This is a genomic window from Nocardioides sp. GY 10113, assembly GCF_004919105.1.
GTDB lineage: Bacteria > Actinomycetota > Actinomycetes > Propionibacteriales > Nocardioidaceae > Nocardioides.
The window spans coordinates 36068-55591 of sequence record NZ_STGK01000022.1 but is presented as its reverse complement, the minus strand read 5'-3'; the positions used below and the strand labels follow the sequence as shown (position 1 = coordinate 55591).

Annotated in this window: 14 protein-coding genes; 6 read left to right on the top strand and 8 right to left on the bottom strand. The window is 64.5% G+C overall.

Annotated elements, in window-relative coordinates; all coding sequences use genetic code 11:
• Positions 1–243 precede the first annotated feature (243 nt).
• Both E8D34_RS19740 and dndA read right to left on the bottom strand, forming a co-directional pair.
• Positions 244–645, bottom strand: coding sequence for an Lsr2 family protein (locus E8D34_RS19740; RefSeq protein ID WP_136596312.1), 402 nt, complete (start codon positions 643–645; stop codon positions 244–246).
• Between the two features lie 59 nt (positions 646–704).
• A complete protein-coding gene (gene dndA, locus E8D34_RS19735; protein WP_136596311.1) occupies positions 705–1892 on the bottom strand; it encodes a cysteine desulfurase DndA in 1188 nt (395 codons plus the stop codon).
• A 120-nt stretch (positions 1893–2012) separates the two neighbouring features.
• Between dndA and dndB the strand changes: the two genes are divergently transcribed.
• The 5 genes from dndB to E8D34_RS19710 are packed head-to-tail and all read left to right on the top strand — an operon-like array spanning position 2013 to position 8482.
• Complete coding sequence (gene dndB, locus E8D34_RS19730) at positions 2013–3137, top strand: DNA sulfur modification protein DndB (protein ID WP_206056813.1); 1125 nt, start codon at positions 2013–2015, stop codon at positions 3135–3137.
• Positions 3134–4666: a DNA phosphorothioation system sulfurtransferase DndC gene (gene dndC / locus E8D34_RS19725; RefSeq protein ID WP_136596309.1), complete on the top strand. Its 1533-nt coding sequence runs from the start codon at positions 3134–3136 to the stop codon at positions 4664–4666. Before dndB ends, dndC begins: the two co-directional genes overlap by 4 nt.
• Positions 4663–6636, top strand: coding sequence for a DNA sulfur modification protein DndD (dndD, locus tag E8D34_RS19720; protein ID WP_136596308.1), 1974 nt, complete (start codon positions 4663–4665; stop codon positions 6634–6636). Before dndC ends, dndD begins: the two co-directional genes overlap by 4 nt.
• A 2-nt stretch (positions 6637–6638) precedes the next feature.
• Positions 6639–7034, top strand: coding sequence for a DNA sulfur modification protein DndE (gene dndE, locus E8D34_RS19715; protein WP_136596307.1), 396 nt, complete (start codon positions 6639–6641; stop codon positions 7032–7034).
• Entirely contained in the window at positions 7031–8482 is a 1452-nt protein-coding gene (locus E8D34_RS19710) for a DNA phosphorothioation-associated putative methyltransferase (RefSeq protein WP_136596306.1), read from the top strand. Before dndE ends, E8D34_RS19710 begins: the two co-directional genes overlap by 4 nt.
• Positions 8483–8491: 9 nt before the next feature.
• Here the strand turns inward: E8D34_RS19710 and E8D34_RS19705 are convergent, their stop codons facing one another.
• From E8D34_RS19705 to E8D34_RS19690, 5 genes are all read right to left on the bottom strand, one after another.
• A complete protein-coding gene (locus tag E8D34_RS19705; RefSeq protein ID WP_276606607.1) occupies positions 8492–8965 on the bottom strand; it encodes a DNA phosphorothioation-associated protein 4 in 474 nt (157 codons plus the stop codon).
• Entirely contained in the window at positions 8962–11019 is a 2058-nt protein-coding gene (locus E8D34_RS19700) for an AAA family ATPase (protein WP_136596304.1), read from the bottom strand. The genes E8D34_RS19705 and E8D34_RS19700 overlap by 4 nt, the downstream gene beginning before the upstream one ends.
• On the bottom strand, positions 11016–11177 hold the full coding sequence (locus E8D34_RS20950) for a hypothetical protein (protein ID WP_168929541.1): 162 nt from the start codon (positions 11175–11177) through the stop codon (positions 11016–11018). Before E8D34_RS20950 ends, E8D34_RS19700 begins: the two co-directional genes overlap by 4 nt.
• A 34-nt stretch (positions 11178–11211) precedes the next feature.
• Positions 11212–13260: a DEAD/DEAH box helicase family protein gene (locus E8D34_RS19695; protein WP_206056812.1), complete on the bottom strand. Its 2049-nt coding sequence runs from the start codon at positions 13258–13260 to the stop codon at positions 11212–11214.
• An 83-nt stretch (positions 13261–13343) separates the two neighbouring features.
• Positions 13344–15563, bottom strand: a complete 2220-nt coding sequence (locus tag E8D34_RS19690; protein WP_136596303.1) for a sigma factor-like helix-turn-helix DNA-binding protein — start codon at positions 15561–15563, stop codon at positions 13344–13346.
• A gap of 387 nt (positions 15564–15950) precedes the next feature.
• Here E8D34_RS19690 and E8D34_RS19685 point away from each other — a divergent pair, with 387 nt between their 5' ends.
• Positions 15951–17807, top strand: coding sequence for a DUF262 domain-containing protein (locus E8D34_RS19685; protein WP_136596302.1), 1857 nt, complete (start codon positions 15951–15953; stop codon positions 17805–17807).
• A gap of 206 nt (positions 17808–18013) precedes the next feature.
• Here E8D34_RS19685 and glnA read toward each other — a convergent pair whose 3' ends face one another.
• On the bottom strand, positions 18014–19435 hold the full coding sequence (gene glnA / locus E8D34_RS19680) for a type I glutamate--ammonia ligase (protein WP_136596301.1): 1422 nt from the start codon (positions 19433–19435) through the stop codon (positions 18014–18016).
• Between the last annotated feature and the right edge of the window lie 89 nt (positions 19436–19524).

Sequence of the window (19524 nt, the reverse complement as noted above, 5' to 3'; positions counted from 1 at the left end):
CATGGCCCCGACCGCCGTCCAGGCGGCCTAACCCCAACTGTCACCTGTCCGTGCAGCAGTCCCCCTCTCGCTGGTGACGGGACAGGGCGGCGACCTCGGCGGGCGAGAGAAGAGCAAGACGATGCATGGCGCGAGCGAACGACATCCGGCGGGCGGTCACTCGTCGAGCAGCCGAACCTGTGTATGAGCACCCGGATCGCGGCGCTGTGGGCGCCAAGCGGCGCACGGTATGGCGCCGGATGGTCACCGAGACTGGGACATCGGACTGAGAAGCCGGCCGATCGTGGTCACGTCGCGGTGTACGTGCGCCGCCTTGTATGCCTCGCGCACCAACTCCGGCACACGGCCACGGGCGGGGACGTCGAACCCATTCTCGAGCGCCCACTGTCGCAGGGTTTGCGGGTCTGGAAGCCCCGCCTTCGACTCGTCGTTGACCGATCTCGGGTCATGGCTGCTCGTGGTCCGAACCCGTCTCGCAGCGGCAACGAACGGCGCCAATGCCTCACGCAGGGCTTCGTGTTCCTCAGGCGAAAGGTCGATCTCGAACGCATCGCCATCCAAGCCGAAGGGCACGCCGACGCCTTCGCTGCGGATCTCAGCCCCGCTCAGATCTGAGTAGTAGGTGACGATCGTTCGTCGCGCCATCGTTCCTCTCCTTCACCCACGAACCGTGACAGTACGGCAACTAGGTCCACTATCTGTGTTCAACGTCGCACGAGCTGAAGCAGGCGCTCCGCGATCAGATCCGTTGGGACGTCCGTCGTGTCCGGCCCCCATGAGAACCGGAGTGCGCCCTCGACAAGTTCGCGCGGCAATCCAGCTGCTGTCAGCACATGGCTGGGTTCGTAGCTCTGCGAGGTACACGCCGAGCCATTCGAGACCGCCACTACATCCTTGAGGGCCACGATCGCCGCTTCGGAGTCAACACCGGGGATTGACACGTTGAGCGTGGTGGCGACTGTCCGGTCCGGGTCCCCGTTGAGCACCGCGCCCAGGGGGCGGAGCGCCTCGATGAGCTTCGCCTTGATGGCCACTGCGGCTGCCGTCCGTTCGTCGGCCTCGTCGAGGGCTAGCGCTGATGCCGTTCCCAGCCCAGCGATGAGCGGCACGGGCAACGTGCCCGGCCTCAGGCCGCGCTCCTGACCGCCGCCGTACATCAATGGAGTCAGCGGCGGTCGCTTGTAGCCACGCCGCCGGGCAACGAGTGCCCCGATGCCCTTCGGTGCGCCGAGCTTGTGGCCGGAGATGGCCAGTAGATCAATTCGCGGGTGCTGCAGGGGTTGGACCAGCTTGCCGAAGGCTTGTGCACCGTCCACATGGAGGAACGCGTCATGCTCTGTCAGCACGCTGGCGATCTCCTCGATTGGCTGGATGACGCCAGTCTCGTTGTTGATGGCCATCACCGAGACCAGCAAGGTGTCTGGACGCAGCGCTGCCCGCACAGACTCGGCCGGGACCCTGCCGCCCTCATCTGGGGGGAGAAGGGTTATGTCGAAGCCGCGTCCGCCAAGCACCTCAAGAGGTTCAAGCACAGCCTTGTGTTCGATCTGGGTCGAGATAATGTGCCGGCGACCGCTGGCCTCGCCGTGACGTGCCAAACCGAGGATCGCCAGGTTGTCACTCTCGGTAGCGCCGCTAGTGAAGATCACCTCGTCCGGCTTGGCGGCGACCAGAGCGGCGACTTCCTGCCGAGCTCGGTTGACCCGCTCCTTGGCGACTTGGCCATAGGTATGAGTGCGGCTGCCCGCGTTCCCGAACTCCTGCAGCATGTAGCGCATGACCTCGTTCGCAACGCGCGGGTCGACGGGCGCCGTCGCATTGAAGTCCAGGTACGCCGGACGGGCGCCGGTGGAGGAACTCGCGAACGTGTCGGACGTGCTCGCTACGGTCATGTTTGGAAGTGTAGCCTTGCGTACGGACGATGTTTGGATCTATATGGGGCGGTGTTTGGAGTCGGTTCCAGACCGCGTTCCAGGCGAGGTGAGGCAAGCGAGGGTATGACGGAGACACAGGTGACCACGGGCCCCTCCCGGGCGGCAGGGGAGTTCGAGTACCTGTTCCCGGCCATCAAGGGTGTGCAGGCGGGACGCGAGTACTACGTCACGATGTGCCCGCTGCGAATCATCCCGAGGCTCTTCCTGTTCAACGAGGAAGAGCTGCCGCCTGAGATGCGCGCTCAGCGTTCGCTGAACAAGAGCCGCGTGCCGGAGATGGCTCGTTACGTTGTCGACAATCCCGACAGCTACATCTTCTCCGCGCTGACGGCGAGCGTGAATGCCGAGGTCCGCTTCGAGTCGTTGGCCGGGGGAAGCGGGGCCGCGGAGCGGGTGGGCATGCTCAGCATTCCGATGTCGGCGACATTCGTGATCAACGACGGGCAGCACCGTCGAGCGGCGATTCAGCAGGCGCTCGCGGAGAACCCTGCGCTTGCTGACGAGACGATCGCGATCGTCATGTTCATCGATGTCGGTCTGGACCGCTGCCAGCAGATGTTCGCGGACCTCAACCGCTACGCCATCCGACCGGCGCCCTCGATCGGTGTCCTGTATGACCACCGCGATCCCATGGCCGAGTTGACTCGACAAGTCGTGACGGGGGACCCGTTCTTGCGGGACGCAACCGAGATGGAGCACAGCAGCCTTTCTCTGCGATCTCGCAAGCTCTTCACGCTGTCGGCAGTTCACTCAGCGCACGCTTCGTTGCTTGACGGCATCAGCGAGGACGACTTCGACCGCAGGGTTGAGCTTGCCACCCTCTATTGGCAGGCAGTCGCCGACCAGTTCCCGCAGTGGGTGCAAGCGTCGCGTGGTGAGATCACCGCCGGCGGTCTGCGGCAAGACTTCATTCACACGCACAGCATCGTGTTGAACGCCCTGGGCAGGGTGGGGAACGCGCTCCTCCGGAAGAGCGACGACCCGAAGGTGTGGATCCGCACGCTCAAGAAGCTGCGGACGATCGACTGGCACCGCTCGAACGCCTCGATCTGGGAGGGGCGGGCGACGTCGGGCGGCAATGTGACGAACAGCCGGCGCAACGTCGAGCTGACGACGGCGTACATCAGGGGCGCTATCGGTCTACCTCTCCCACCAGATGAACAACGTGCCGAGGACGCTCTAGCTCGAGGAGAGAAGAAATGAAGACGACCCTGCCCATTCGGCCGCGTTCCGCCTTCGACGATCTGGGGTTCGCTGGCACCGTCGACTCCCTCGTCTCGCAGACCCAGCAGCTCTACCTCGCGGACGCTGTGCCGTGGGTAGTCGGCTACTCGGGTGGCAAGGACTCGACGGCCACGCTCCAGATCGTGTGGCTCGCTCTTGCCGGACTCGCGCCCGAGCAGCGCACCAAGCAAGTACACGTGATCAGCACAGACACGTTGGTTGAGAACCCGGTCGTTGCTGCTTGGGTGACGCACTCGCTTGACGTCATGGCTGAGGCTGCTGAGGAGCAGGGTTTGCCGCTGACCCCTCACCGGCTTACCCCCGCCGTCACGGACACCTTCTGGGTGAACCTCATCGGACGGGGTTACCCCGCGCCGAGGCCCAAGTTCCGCTGGTGCACTGAGCGGCTCAAGATCAAGCCGTCCAACTCGTTCATCCGCGAGATGGTCCGCTCGCACGGTGAGGCCATCTTGGTGCTCGGCACCCGCAAGGCGGAGAGCTCGGGTCGCCACGCCCGCATGGCGGCTCTCGAGTCACGGCGCGTCCGTGACTTGCTGAGCCCGAATGATTCTCTTCCCAACGCTCTCGTCTACTCGCCGGTGGAGAACTGGTCGAACGACGACGTCTGGACCTTCCTGATGCAATCGAGCAACCCCTGGGGCTACTCCAACAAGGAGTTGCTCACGATGTACCAGGGGGCCTCAGCCGATGGGGAGTGCCCGCTCGTAGTCGACTCGAGTACGCCGAGCTGTGGCGACAGCCGCTTCGGCTGTTGGACCTGCACTCTGGTCGAACAGGACAAGTCGATGGCCGCAATGATCCAGAACGACGAGGAGAAGGAGTGGATGCTCCCGCTCCTCGACCTGCGCAACGCCCTCGACGTCGCTGACGACAAGCACTTGCGCGACTTCCGACGCATGAACGGAACGGTGCAGCTCTTCCACGATCAGCCGATCCACGGCCCCTACAAGCAGTCGGCCCGTGAGGACTGGCTCAAGCGTCTCCTGGAGGCGCAGGCCTGGATCCGGGAGAACGGGCCGAAGTACGTCCGCTCGCTCGACCTGGTGACGCTGGCCGAGTTGGAGGAAATTCGCCGCATCTGGGTCGTGGACAAGCACGAGTTTGAGGACCGGCTGCCCGGCATCTTTGAGCAGGCGATGGGCGAGCCGTATCCGGGTGGACCGCTCGACGAGCACCTCCCGCTCGGCAGCGACATGATCGACTCGCTGCAGGCGGTCGTTGGCGAGGACCGACTCCACTTCGAGCTCGTGCGGGAACTGCTCGACATCGAGCAGCGCCAGCGTGCTCAGGTGCGCCGCGCCGGCCTGTTCGAGTCCCTGGAGAAGGCGCTGCGACGCGGCTTCTACGACGACATCGAGGACGCCACCGAGCGCGCCCGTAAGCGCAAGTCGGCACTCGACCGGGTCCCCGAAGAGTCCGCAGAGGCAGAGCCTGATCCGCTTGATCTGGCTGATGGCTACGTTCGCGCGAAGGAGCCCACCTCGTGATTCTGAACGAGCTGGTTCTTCACAATGTCGGCACCTTCGCAGACCGGCACGTCATCGACCTGACGCCGCCCTCGCGAACCAAGCCGATCGTCCTCGTCGGCGGTCTGAATGGCGCCGGCAAGACGACGATCTTGGAGTCCATTCAGCTGGCGCTCTATGGCTCGCTCTCGCAGAACACCGGCCGCCGAACCGGCAGCTACGAGAACTACCTTCGCGGCCTCATCCACCGCGGTGTGCCTGAGAGCGAAGGCGCAGCCATCGAGCTGACCTTCACCGCCCATCAGGAGGGGCGCGAGCATCGCTACTGGATTCGGCGCAGCTGGAAGAGCACAGGCGCCTCGATCCGGGAGATCCTGCTCGTCTCCGTCGACGGCAAACACAACCAGTCCCTCACCAGCACGTGGAACGAGCATGTCGAGACGTTCCTGCCGCGCGGTATCGCCGGCCTGTTCTTCTTCGACGGGGAGCAGATCGAGGCGCTCGCCGACCTCGACCGCTCTCGTCAGGTGCTCGGCTCAGCGCTCGACGCGTTACTCGGGCTCGACCTCGTTGAGCGATTGAGCACCGACCTGTCTGTTCTCAAGCGCCGCCACCGCGGCGCGCAGGTTCCAGACCACCTGCGTCAGAGCGTCGAAGAGAAGAAGCAGCTCGTCACGGCACATCGTCAAGCCGAAGAGGCCGCGGCCGGAGAGGTAGCGGCCCGGGAGACGGAGCTGGAGCGCGTGCAAAAGCTCTTCTTCGAGGCGACCGAGGCCTATCGTGCATCGGGTGGGGAACTGCTTGAACAGCGTGAATCTGCAGAAGCAGCCGCCACCATGGTCCGCTCGGGCCTCGCGCGCTGCGAGGACGAGATTCGCCACGAGCTCGCCGACGTGACGCCACTTCTGCTGGTCCCGTCCCTGCTTACCCAGGCCGCCACGCAGGTGCGAAAGCAGGCAGACGCCAAGCGCGACGCGCTGCTCGTTGAAGCCTTCTCCGCGCGTGACGACACGCTCCTTGAGAAGCTCGCCGACGCAAAGGTCAAGGCCTCCACCATCGCGGCCGTCGAGAAGTTCCTAAAGGGCGACCGCGAGCAGCGGCGCAGCTCGGCGGACACCCAAGAGCTAATCGACTTCCCCGATCATCTGGCGCTGGAAGGCCTGCTAGCTACGACGCTTCCCGAGTCACGCAAGCGGCTCGAATCGGCCCTGCGGCGCAGAGCGCAGTTCAAGGCTGAACTCGACCAAGTCGAGCGAACGCTGGCAGCAATCCCGGATGCCGAGGCGCTGGCTCCGCTCCACATGCGGCGCGAGGAGGCACGCGAGACCTTGATGCGTGCCGAGGCGGCCCACCACGTCGCGACCGAGCGTCTCGCCATGACGGGGGCGGATCGAGCGAAGGCAACTGCCGCCTACGAGGCGGCGCTCGACAAGGCAGCGCACGCTAACCTCGCGGCCGACGATGACCGGCGCCTGATCGAGCACGTCGACCGGGTTCGAGCCACGCTCGACGGCCTTCGGGTCGAAGCCACGAAGCGTCACCTGGTACGGATTTCCCAGCTGGTCCTCGAGGCGCTCGGACAGTTGCTTCGCAAGCAGCGCCTCGTCACGGACGTGCACATCGATCCCGAGACCCACACGGTCACCCTCACGGGTGTCGACGGGCACACCTTGCCGGCCAAGAACCTCTCGGCCGGTGAGCGGCAGCTGCTTGCAGTCGCACTCCTGTGGGGCCTGGCGCGCGCTGCCGGGCAGCCGTTGCCGGTGGTCATCGACACGCCCCTTGGACGTCTCGACGGCTCGCACCGTGGTCACCTTCTGGAGCGCTACTTCCCACAGGCCAGCCACCAGGTCGTGTTGCTCTCTACCGACACCGAGGTCGACGAGGAAGCCTTTGCGCGCCTTGCCCCGCACGTCGGACGCAGCTACCACCTGGAGTTCGACCCCGAGAGCAACGCAACCTTCGTCAACGACGGCTACTGGTGGGAGTGACCATGCCGCTTGATCACATTCGAGTCAGCCAACAGGCCCGCGACCAGCTGATCACCCTGAAGCGGCGTACCGGCATCCAGCACTGGAACGTGCTGTGCCGATGGGCACTGTGCCGTTCGCTTGCCGAGCCCGCGAAGCCGCCGACGATCAAGCTGACTTTGGACAGCAACGTCGAGATGAGCTGGCGCACCTTCAGCGGGGAGCTGGGCGACGTGCTTTGGGCGCTGCTGCAGATGCGTTGTCACGACGACGGTCTGCCGCTCGACGAGGAGACACTAGCCAACCAGTTCCGGCTGCATCTCCACCGCGGCATTGGCTACTTGGTGGGCGACACCCGTGTCACTGATGTGGCCGGCTTTGCCTCGCTCGGCCTCGAAGCAGGTTCGCCGGCGGCATGACCGTGGGGGCGGTTGCCCGGCACAAGACAGCGCTCACGCGGGTGGCGCTGTCTCGTCCCATGGCGACCGCGATGGCAGACGGTCTACTTCCCGAAGGCGCGACGGTCTTCGATTACGGCTGCGGCAAGGGTGACGATCTTCGGCATCTCCGAGCGCTCGGCTACCCGGCTGAGGGGTGGGACCCCACGCATCGACCCAACGCCGAGCGGCGCTCTGCTGCGGTGGTGAATCTCGGCTTCGTCGTCAACGTCATCGAGCATCCGAGGGAGCGGCGCGAGGTACTGCGTTCCGCCTGGGAACTAACTGAGCAGCTGCTGGTCATCTCGGCGCGCATGACGTGGGATGGCCGCGATCTCGTCGGACGCCCGATGGGCGATGGGCTCCTCACGCGGACTGGCACGTTCCAGAAGTTCTACGACCAGAACGAGTTGGCCGAATGGATTGAGTCGTCGCTCGATGTGAAGCCCTTTGCCGCAGCTCCTGGCATCTTCTACGTCTTCCGCGATGAGGCGGCAGCCCAGCGCTTCGTGGCCTCCCGCGTCTATACGTACCGGCCGCGCATGACCATCGACCCGCAGGCGCAGTACGAGGCTAACCAGCAGACCCTCGCCCCGCTGCTCGCATTCATGCAGGCGCACGCCCGTCCACCAAGGGTGGGGGAGTTGCCGCCCGGCGAGTTCGGGGCCGTTCAGGAGGCTCTCGGGAGCCTCGGCAAGGCGCAGCGCCTGATCCGACAAGTCACCGACGACGACTTTTGGGATCGGGTCACGGTCCAACGCCGGGCCGAGCTCCTCATCTATGTGGCACTGTCTCGCTTTGGCAGGCGCCCCAGGTTCTCCCAGCTCGACTCATCGCTCGCAGCTGACATCCGGGCGCTATTCGGCACCTACCAAGAGGCGTGTCTCCAGGCGGACCGCCTGCTGCTTGCCTGCGGTGACCAGGCCATGATCTATGTCAACGCACGGGGCTCCCAGATCGGAAAGCAGACGCCGAGCGCGCTGTATGTCCATCGCTCCGCGATGGCCGAGATCCCGCCCGTGCTGCAGGTCTACGAGGGCTGCGCTCGCGTACTTGCGGGCACGATCCCCAGTGCCAACATGGTCAAGCTTTCGGTGACGGAGCCGCAGGTGTCGTACCTGACGTACCCGAGATTCGACCGGGACCCGCACCCCACGCTGCGCTCTGCCATCACCGTCAACCTTCGAAAGCTGTCGGTCGAATGGCGCGACTACAGCCGCTCGGAGAACCCGCCGCTGCTGCACCGCAAGGAGGAGTTCCTCGGCGAGGATGATCCCAGGCGGCCGCTCTACTCCCGGCTCACACGCGCCGAGATGAGGGCAGGACTGTACGAGCATCCCGAACTCATCGGCACCGCGAAGGGTTGGCAGGCAACCCTTGCGAAAGCGGGGGTGTCCCTGCGCGGGCACAGGCTGGTCCGCTCCGGCTGACCGGCTAGGTCAGGCCCAAGTCACGCCGCCGAGCAACTCCTCTACTGTCGCCGGCTTGGCACCAGCATCGTCTGCAAGCGTCTCAGTTACGAGATCGAGAACAACCAGATCGACAGGCTGGTGCCTCACGTTGACCTGCTCCTGGATGAATTCGAGACCGCCATTGGCGAACTCCTCGAAGATCCTTACTCGTTCCTCTAGCCGTGGGGCATCCATGATCTCGGGATCGTCGGTGGCCACGTTTGCGGCGATCATGTTGATGAGCGTGTCACTGAATGCCGGTGCGGTGAGGGTCTCGTACCGGATCGGGTCGCCAGTCGACTCGGAGAACGGCGCGCGACGGTCGTGGTGATAGCCAACCGCCGCCGCGAACAGGAGGATGTCGCGGAACGTGGGAAACAGGGCCTCCTTCTGGAGCTCCGCCATCAACTGAGCGTGCTGCTCGGGCCGTCGAATCCGGATGTCGGAGGGAGCGGTCGTCACTTGATCACCTTCAACTGCGAGTAGTCGGCGTCGCTGGGTCGAATGTAGGGGTACTTCATGCCCTCGAGCTCGATGTCGTCGGAAGCGTTACCGCTCGCGGTCGTGTGCGTCTCGATCACCCCGAGGTTGCTGACGTGCGGCAAGAGCTCTGTCACCACCTTGCCGAGGCCCTGGCTCTTGCTCACCAGGACAACCAGTTGGGGCGCCATTCTCGCCAAGGCCCGTGAGACGGCTTCCTGGTAGTCCTGATCCAGCGACCCGAAGGCGGCATCCATCACGATGGGATACGTGCCCGCGTCCGGTGCGCTTTCGCCCTCCGCGCGGCGTCCGGACCGGATCTCTCGCGCCAGCTTTGATACGGCGGCGACAAAGCTCAGGCTCAAGATCTGGTTCTCGCCCGTCGACTTGGGCACCGGCAGCTGAACACCGTTGACGTCCTTGTACAGCGTCAGCTCGAAGCCCTCGCTCAGATGAGGCACATGGTTCTGGTGCGTGATGTCGGCGAACACGCGCTTGAGCTCCGCGTCGAGGCGCTGGCGCATGTCCTCTTCCCGGATGCGAAGGATCTCCTCCAAAGCACGCTTGACCTTCTGCACGAGGTCAGACCGAGAACGCGCCTTCGCCGCGATCTGGTCGTCCACCTGGGCACGCCCACGATCCTTGTTCTTCTGCTCGAGCTCCCTCACGGTGGTGTCAAGCTCAGTCTTCAGCGCACCGATCCTCTGGTCCTTCACTCGGATGCGGGCATCGAGGTCCAGGTGCTTGCTCTCCAAGGCCTGAACGTCCTCCATGCGGCTATCGCGGAGCTTGCCGTCGAGCTCGGACTTCCGCTCCTCAAGGCGCGTCACTCGGTCCCGCGCGTCACCGATCCGTTTCACCAGCCCAGCCAATTCGTCGCGCAGCTGGTCGCGCGCCGCGCTGAGCGGTTGGATCTGACCGCTGACCTGCTGCCACGCGGTCTCTACGGCCTGCAGGCCGGCCCGCTGTCGCCATTCCTTGACCTGATTCCAAGCGTGGTTGTGTTCAGTGAGGGCGGTACCGCAGATGCACGTTCCCTCGTCGAGCAGCTGGTCGACGAACTCACGCTTCAACGGCGCGGGCAGCGCGCCGCGGCGGTAGAGGCCGTCGGCCATGACCTTGGTCTTCTCGCCCAGGCCGTCTGTGAAGGCGAGGAATCCTCGCGAGGCCGCTACAGCCTTGCGCTCAGCGATCGCGGACTCACGGGCTGCACGTGCTTCGGCCAGCTCCTTCGTCACAGTGTCCCGCTCCTGCTGGATCGGTGCCGCCGCTTCGTGCTGCCGCAGCAGATTTCGGACACTCTCGCGCTCCTCGTCCAAGGTCGCGAGCTGTCCCTCTTGGAGCGCGAGTTCTTCCTTGAGCTTGGCTTCCTTGTCCTGAAGAGCGTCGATCGCCTCCTGGATCTGCGCTAAGCCGACGCCCTTGTTCTTGGTCAGTTCGCTAGTGATGCGGCGATCGACCTTCGGCAGATGCGCAATCGCTCGCTCCACCTGCTCCAGGTCCAGAAGGACCTTGATGTCCTTCTGGACCTCGGCGTAAGCACCCTTCTTCACGAGGTTCTCGATGCGCTCGCCGTTGAAGAAGAAGAAGCGACTGACTCCACGAGGAAGGATGCTGAGGACTGTCTCCTGGGGCGCTCCGACCACCTCGGACGATCCGTCCGGGCGAGTCACCCACAGCTGGATTTCGGGCGAGGGGACGCCCTGATGGTCTGACTCCTTGCGCAGACTGGCTGATCGCACGAGCCGGTAGTTGAGACCCTCGTGGTCGAACCGAAGCTCCACGGCGACCGTGGCTGAGTCGCCGATCGCCAGCTCCCGCCAGACCACATCCGTGACCATGCGGTCCTGCTGTTCGACGTCTTCGCTCATCGCGCCATAGAGGCACCAAGTGAACGCGTTCAGAAAGGTCGTCTTCCCGGCCCCGTTCGCGCCGAAGAGGAGCGATACGGGACGGCGGCTATCGGACGTGAGGTCGAACGTCTGAGTTCCTTTGAACTGACGAAAATTCGTCAAAGTGATCGACTGAAGCTTCACGGGAGGATCTCCTTCACCGCGGCCAGCAGGTCATCTGTGGCGTCATAGGCGGTCAGGTGCAACTTCGCACGCTCCACCTCCAGCACGCGCTTGAGCAACATCCGCTCCTCGTCGCTTAGCTCGCTCAGCACGTCGCGTTCGGTGCGCTCGTTGCTCACTTTCGAAGCTCCCTCAGTCGTTTCATTCATGCCATCACATGTCCATCAGTTGGTAGCGCTCCTTGAGGGGCCGCAGCACCTCGAGCGTTTCCTCGTAGTTTTCTGAAAGCTTTCCGAACTCATTCGCTCGCTGGAGCTCGCGAACAAGTAGGGACCGTTCAACGGAGAAGTTGATCGGAACGTCCCCGGGCGGCACGGCGAGGTAGTCGTAAATGATTGCGCGCTCTTTGCCCGGCGCTCTCCGCAACAGCCGCCCCCGGCGCTGGATGAACTGGCGCGGGTTCGAGCTGCTCGCGAGCAGGTAGCCGACTCGGGCGTCGGGGATGTCGACGCCTTCGTCGAGGCACCGCATCGCGACCAGCACCTGGAGGTCGACGCCGGTGTCGAAGCGCTTGAGCAGGTGCTTCCGCTCCGGGCGCGGAGTGTCTGACACGTAAGAGTGGGCGGCGAGACGCAGGTCGTTCCCGACGAGATGCATGACCTCTCGCAACTGCACGGGGCCCTCGGATTCGCCGGGAGCGACAGGACGCCTGCCCTCGCCGCAGTAGACCAACTGGTATCCAGATTCCCGGTGCGAGGCCATGTCGGCCTCAAGCGCCGCCAACTTGCCGGCGGCGTGGCCGAGAACCTTAGAGCGCTGCAGGAGTAAGAACCCGAGCGGCGAATTGGGGTCTGACGTGGCCAGATCCTCGCCCGCAGCGATCCGCGCCCCGATCTGGGCAGTTAGATCCGCGTAGAGTTCGGACTCGTTCGAGTCGAGCTCAACCAGGCGCGGGTAGTAGAGGTAGCGCGTGAGCGCTCCCATCTCGATTGCCGCCGACATATCGAGCTCGAACACGATCTTGTCGAAGTAGTCGATGAGGGCGTCAGTGCCCTCATCGTCGAACCAGCGCTCAGGCGTCGCGGAAAGCGCGAGCCGGTACGTCGCATTGCCAGGAAGCAGCGGCCGGTATGCCGCTGAGCCGAGGTTGTGGGCTTCATCAGCGATGACCATGAGGGGCTGGGTCACGCGTGACAGCAACGACTGGAACCTGGCGCCGGCGAACGACGCGTACGTCGCCACCAAGGCGACGACGGGGCGCTGCCCGAGGCGTGCTTCGGACAGTTGTTCCTCCACAAGCGGAAGCCATCGCTCGCTAGATTCGTAGACCGCGATGGGGCGGATTCCGAAGTCCTCGACCTCGGCGATCCACTGATCGACCAAGTGCTGGAGAGGTGCTAGGACCAAGACCACAAGGGGCTGTTCTTGCTGGCGAAGGGCGTTTCCGAGCTGGGTGGCCGCGAGCATCGCCGTCTTCGTTTTGCCAGTGCCCGTCGCCATCTTGAAGAGGCCTTGGCCGCGATTCCGGAGCCATGCCTCGACCGCTTCCCTTTGGTAGTCGCGCGGCTCGAGCCACGACGGAACCGTGAGACGAGCTTGGCGATTGGACGGTTCTACAACGGGGATGAGGGCATCGTCCGTGCCTGGTATAGGACTGGGTTTGCGGTCTGTGGCGAGCCGCACCAACCGTTCCCGTGCGACGTCCGGGAAGCGAATGACGCTCAGATTGGGTGTCTTGTCTGCCCAGAGCTTCTGGAAGTCGGCCTCGATGTCGAGCGCGCGCGCCCCGTCGCCCGCTTCCCAGCCGCGGTAAACGTCGATGGACTCGAAGTTCGCCTGCAGGCCGCCGTATGTCTCGTTGCTGCTACCCGTGAAGGCCACGAGGTCCCCGAACTCGTCGCGAAAGACGCCGATCTTCTCGTGGTAGATCCCGACGTGGCCTTCCTTCACGACAAAGGCAAGCTTGATATCGAGCCGGTCTTCTGCGATCAGGCGCCCGAGCACGCCGAGGCCATCGAGCACTGACTCGCGCTCCTCGATCTCGAGGGTGCGGATCGTGGCTCGCTCCATGACCTCGCGTACGTCGTACCCGCGTTCGATGTCGGCAACGTCCTCGTCGTTCAGATGGGGAGACGCCACGAGGCGCATCGACCCACCGCGTTTGGCGAAGGCGTCGATGCCGCGGGCGTACAGAGCCAGACTCGTCGAGGTGAAGTAGCCGACGGCGCGGCTATAGCTGTTCGCCGCCTTGAAGGAGGGCACGAAGAAGCCAGCAACTACGTCTTGTTCGGGACTCCGGTACCGCCGCCTGAGGTCGAGTGTGCGCAGTCCCCGGGGGCTATCAATCACAGGAGATCCAGGATGTCGTCAACGTCAGCAGTGTGCGTCCGAGCTTCCGGATTGTGGCCGGTCTCGAGGTACTCGCGCGCAGCCAGGATCAAGTCCGCCACGTCGTCGTCGCCGCGGGACCGGTACCCCGCAATGAGGCTGGATACAGGAGAGTCCTCCGGAAGCCCGATCGCGCTGGCCAGCGTTCGGCGGGCGGGCTCACGCTCGAACACCGACGCGGCACCGATCAGAGAGAGAGCGTCCGCGAGAGGATTCTGGATCAGTTCTCGTGCCTGCTCGAAGGTGAACGTCCGGTCATCGTGAATCACGAGGAACGCCTCGGTGCCGACGGGAATGTCCTCCTCCATCAAAAAGCGGCGGATGGTGCCGAACGACGGTTGGATCCCGGTCCACGACACAGTCTGAGGTCCGAGCGGCGACGGCAACTGGACTGACTGACCTGCCGGCAGACCCAAGATGGTCGCAACTGCCCTCGGTGCCACTGAACCGCTGCCTCGCAGATGGTCGGTCGTGATCCGCACCCGGTACGCCCAGGCGTCCTTTCGCCGGAACAGCCGGCGCGTCCGTTCTGGCGCGGTGTGGGCGGTGACGTCGCCGGCCAACTGAACGACACCATCCTTGGTCATGAACGGCGCCGCCGCCGCGTACGCAACAACGCTGCTGCTGGTGACGCTGAACCTCGCAGTGATGTACTCCACCAGATCGTCGAGTCGCGCCTTGCCCCCGGCGCGAGCGACCTGCTCGCGGATGACAGACCGAATCCCGCTGTAGGCGTCGAGACCCCACTCCTTAAGCGCCCACCGATCACGATCGACCCGCTCGAAGCGGTCGTCGATGCCCATGGCGTTGCGGGTGGATCCTGCCGATCGGTCGTGGACGAACCGATCAACGATCTCCTGAACGCTGAGTGGCGACCCTTCGATGGACAGAATCGCGGCCGCATAGTCACCGACTGATGACGTGCGGGTCAGTGCGAAGTCGCCGTCAACGATGTAGCCACAGTGGGTGAGCCAGGCTCCGGTCAGCGAAGCGAGGCGGTCTGGGTGCGACGACTGAATGAGACTGAGCTCGTCGAGCCGGACGACGCCATACTGGTTGGCGCTTTCCTCGAGCAGTTTCTGAGTGATGAGCTCTGCCTCTGTCATCGTCGGAACTACGCACCAACCATCGACAATCTCGTAGGCATCGTCGAGGCGATCGAGAACGCGCCACGCAGGCTGGCCAACCCGCTCGACGGTTCGCCCTAGCGCTGGGATGAGCTCGAGGAGGTCCTCTAGCGGCCGAATGGTCCCGATCAGCTCTCGAGCGCTGTCCGCGACCGCTGAGAGCGGCCCGGCTTCAGAGATGAAGCTGAGCATGGCCCCGCGTGCCTTGCCCTCGATCTGGCGGATCCGCTCACGGGTTACGTCGTGCACCTGGCCCAGCTGATCGAGCGTGGCCGGGTCATCGGCGAACAAGCGATGCGCAAGGACATGGACCGCGCGTGCGTCAAGGAGGCCCAACGCGTCGTCGAACAAGCCGGCGACATCCAACTCGAGTTCGCCCTCGCCAAGGATGTCAGCAGGGCATAGCGCTTCGATGCGCTGCCGAGCCTTGATGACCTCGGGGGGAGTCCCGGCCGGGGTCGGCATACCGAGGAGCGGCCGGCCGGGGAGTCCGACGGTTCCGTACCAGCCGGCGACCGTGTTGAGATCGTCCACGAGCGCGGACAGCCAATCAGGCATCCGGACCGTGTCGAAGGAGAACGACGTCCCCGGAGGCGGTTCGTACTCGTGTTGCGACACCGGCGGGGTAGCAGCGGACGTTGATGCATCCGCAAGGCGCTGCAGGATCGCGTCGACCGTGCCGACGCCGACCTGACGCCAACCGAGCACCTCGTCGAGGGTCAGCGCCATCAGTTCGCCCGACGTCCGGCACTCGAATCGCCCCAGAGCGTTGATGGCGCGGGCGGGCAGGTCAGTCGCGAGCAGGTCCAGGTTGGGGGAGAGGCCCGGGAAGATCTGCCCGATGGGCCACTGCGTGAGCCGCTCCATCGCGAGCTCAGAGATCTGCGCGAGGTATGACTGGCGGCTCGCGAAGTCGGTGTCGTCGATCGGGCGGTCGCGCCACGTTGCGCCCGTGACGCCCGCTGCGCCGGACAGCCACGGGAACGCGTCTGCCCACGTGCGCGGGCGGACGTCATCGAACGCGAAGTCGAAGTCGAAGTCGTCGGTCACCGTTTCTCTCTCCCTGTGAGGCCAGGGCAGTTCTAACCGAGACCTCCGACAATCTTGCCAAGGGAGCGGGGTGCGCGGAGCGATTCACTCGAACTTGGTGCCGCACGTGCCCTGGTCGCGAACGATCAAGCCTGCGCACGTGCTGGGCTCGACGCCGTCCATGCGCCGTCCAATGGCTCGCCAGCGGTCATCCTCTCCGATGCGACGCTCTGCGAGCCAGCGTGGTGACGCGCCTGTGCCGGAGCCAGTTCAAGTTCTCGTGACTTCAAGACGCGTGCCGCCTCTCGGACACACAAGTGCGAACAGCAGGGAAGCGACTTGGATCCGATCGCCGGTCTCTGGAGCGCCACCTCGCTAGGGTTCGAGTCGACGACGAGGAGGGTAGTCATGCTTCACGGTGCAGCTTCTGTCGACGCCTTCAGCATGAAGGTGGGCGACGTGCTCGGCGAGCGCTATCCATTTGCTGTGCCGCGGTACCAGCGCGCATATGCCTGGGACGATCAGGCGATTGACTACTTCGTTCGTGACATTGAGTCCCTGTTGGATCAACCAGCAGGCGAAACCAGTCACTTCTTCGGTGGCGTCGTATGCATCCAGCTGACCGATAATCAGCGAAATCGGCCCACGAGTTACGAAGTCGTCGATGGCCAGCAACGGCTCGCCACTCTCATGCTTGCTCTCTCGTGCGTGGTCGAGGTTGCAGGGGAACTGGCCGAGCGCAGCAAGGCGCGGAACAAGCAGGTGGCAAAGCGCGCGCGGACGCTTGAGGAGGACACTCGAGACAACTTCGTGACGTGGAAGGAGTCCGACGTCGCCGCTGGGTCGACGATGATCCGTCCCCGGATGAAGCTCTCGCTTGCCGATGACGACGTGTTCCAGGCGCTAGTGATGTCCGCGCCCGTCCCTGCGCCGACACGCGAGAGCCATCGTCTGCTGATCGAAGCACGGGGCGCGCTGCTCGGGATGACCCGAGCGTACGTCGGCACGTCCGGGCCCCTGAACAACCGCGTAGACCGGCTGCTGCGCCTCCGCCAAGCGCTAGTTCAGGACGCTCACGTGATCCACATCGTCTCGAAGGATCGACGCCAGGCGTACCGGCTCTTCTCGGTGCTCAACCATCGCGGTGAATCGCTTTCCGACGCCGATCTGCTGCGCAGCCGAAGCCTAGAACTGCTCGACGGTTACCCCGAAGAGCATGAGGAGGTCGCGGCGCACTGGGACGAGATGCTGGCGGCGCCCGCGGCGGACGTCGAGGACTTCTTCCGGGCACTTTATCCCTCGGTGACGGGACAACGAGCACGAGGTGATTTGTTCGAGGCTACCGCTGAGCGGTTCTTCCCGGAGGCGCCACCGTCGAAGCAGACAGACGCGCGTGAACTTGTCGAGACCATCGAGTGGTTGCGTGACGAACTTGTGGTCTTCCTGAAGCTCCTCGACGGCGAGTGGCCCTTCGAGCGCAAGGCGGGGAAGCCGACGAAGGTTCGAGCATGGCAGGTCGACCGACTTCGGCGTTTGGTGATCACGTTGAAGCATGAACTGGCGTTGCCGGTCTTGCTGGCGGGGGCACGCAGCCTCGACGAAGCGACCTTCGCGGACATGGTCTACATGCTCGAACTCTTCGCGTTCCGCTACAAGAACGTCTGCAACGGCCACGCAACGCGCCCGGCAAACGTGTACTACGCGCAGGCCAAGGCGATGCGGGAAGCGACGAAGAAGTCTCCTTATGCGCTGAAGCCCTTCCGCGTGGCCTTGGGTGGTCTCATCACGAAGCACGCGGGTGACTCGATCTTCAAGCAGTTGCTTGTGGAGAATCTGCGCTACTCAAACGCCAGCCAGCGCGCGAACATTCGCGAGTTTCTTACGACGCTTGAGGACCATCGCTCCTGGTGGCTCAAGACTGGTGCCAAGGACAAGGCGGCCAAGCCGAAACCGAAGATGACCAAGGTCATCGACATCGAGGACGCGACGCTCGAGCACATCTACCCGCAGAGCCCGTCGGCCGCTGACAAGGATCCGGCGCTGGAGCCGCTCAAGCACACGCTCGGCAACCTGACCTTCTTCGGCAGCACCGACAACGTGGCTGCTGAGAACAAGCCATTTTCGGCCAAGCGCAAACTCTACTACGAGCCGAGCGAGATCGCCATGACCGCTGACCTCGCCAAGAAGACGAGTTGGGGGAAGTCGGATGTGACGGACAGACAGAAGGACCTACTCGACCAAGCGGTACGGATCTTCATGGTCTAACTGGCTCCGGTCCGACCCGCGTTGTCCGCCATCAGCGAGGTGCGCAGACGAGACACGCAGTCTCGTCCCAAGCGAGTCGCGCTTGGGGTGCACTGGGTACGCACAAGGATGAGAAACGGCGTCTGACGCTGGAAGACGTTGGAAGACGTTTTCGCAGGTCAGACGCCGTTTCAGGCACCTAGGCGCAGGTCAGCGAGACCTGCGAATCAGATGTCGTAGTACAGCTCGAACTCGTGCGGGTGCGGCCGCAGCTGCACCGGCGCGATCTCGTTGGCCCGCTTGTAGTCCACCCAGGTCTCGATGAGGTCGGGGGTGAACACGTTGCCGACGGTGAGGAAGTCGTGGTCGGCCTCCAGCGCGTCGAGCACGGCACCGAGGCTGGTCGGCACCTGGGCGATCTCGGCCATCTCGTCCGGCGGGAGCTCGTAGATGTCCTTGTCGATCGGCGCGGCCGGCTCGGTCTTCTTCTGGATGCCGTCGAGGCCGGCGAGCATCAGCGCGGAGAAGGCGAGGTACGGGTTCGCCGACGGGTCGGGGAACCGGGTCTCGATGCGCTTGGCCTTCGGGTTGGAGCCGGTGATCGGGATCCGGACCGAGGCCGAGCGGTTGCGCGAGGAGTAGACCAGGGAGATCGGCGCCTCGTAGCCCGGCACCAGGCGGTGGTACGAGTTCACCGTCGGGTTGGTGAACGCCAGCAGCGCCGGGGCGTGCTCGAGGATGCCGCCGATGTACCAGCGGGCCATGTCGGAGAGACCGCCGTAGCCGGTCTCGTCGTAGAACAGCGGCGAGCCGTCCTTCCACAGCGACTGGTGCACGTGCATGCCCGAGCCGTTGTCACCGAAGATCGGCTTCGGCATGAAGGTGACCGACTTGCCCTGCTGCCACGCGGTGTTCTTGATGAGGTACTTGAACTTCATCACGTCGTCCGCGGCCTTGAGCAGCGTGTCGAACTTGTAGTTGATCTCCGCCTGGCCCGCGGTGCCGACCTCGTGGTGGGCGCGCTCGACCTGGAGGCCGCAGGCCTCGAGGTTCTTGACCATGTCGGCCCGCAGGTCCGAGTAGTGGTCGTAGGGCTCGACCGGGAAGTAGCCGCCCTTGAGACGGGTCTTGTAGCCGAGGTTGTCCTCGCCCTCCTTGCCGGAGTTCCACCAGCCCTCGACGGAGTCGATGTGGTAGTAGCCCTCGTTCACGCCGGTCGAGTACCGGACGTTGTCGAAGATGTAGAACTCGGCCTCGGGGGCGAAGAAGGCGGTGTCGGCGATGCCCGTGCTCGCCAGGTAGGCCAGCGCCTTCTTGGCGATGTTGCGCGGGTCGCGCGAGTAGGCCTCACCGGTGATCGGGTCGTGGATGAAGAAGTTGAGGTTCAGCGTCTTCGACTTGCGGAACGGGTCGATGTAGGCCGAGGTCGGGTCGGGGAAGAGCTGCATGTCCGACTCGTTGATGGCCTGGAAGCCCCGGATGGAGGAGCCGTCGAAGCCGAGGCCGTCCTCGAAGACCGACTGGTCGAACGACGACACCGGGACGGTGAAGTGCTGCATGATGCCGGGCAGGTCGCAGAAACGGACGTCGACCATTTCGACGCCCTCGTCGGCGATGAACTTGAGCAGCTCTTCGCTGTTGTTGAACATTCGTTCCTCCTTGGCTGGGCTCGGGCGCCAGCCATCGGTCAGCCGGTGACGGTCAGGGCCGCGGGCGCATCACTGCGCCGCGTCGCCGC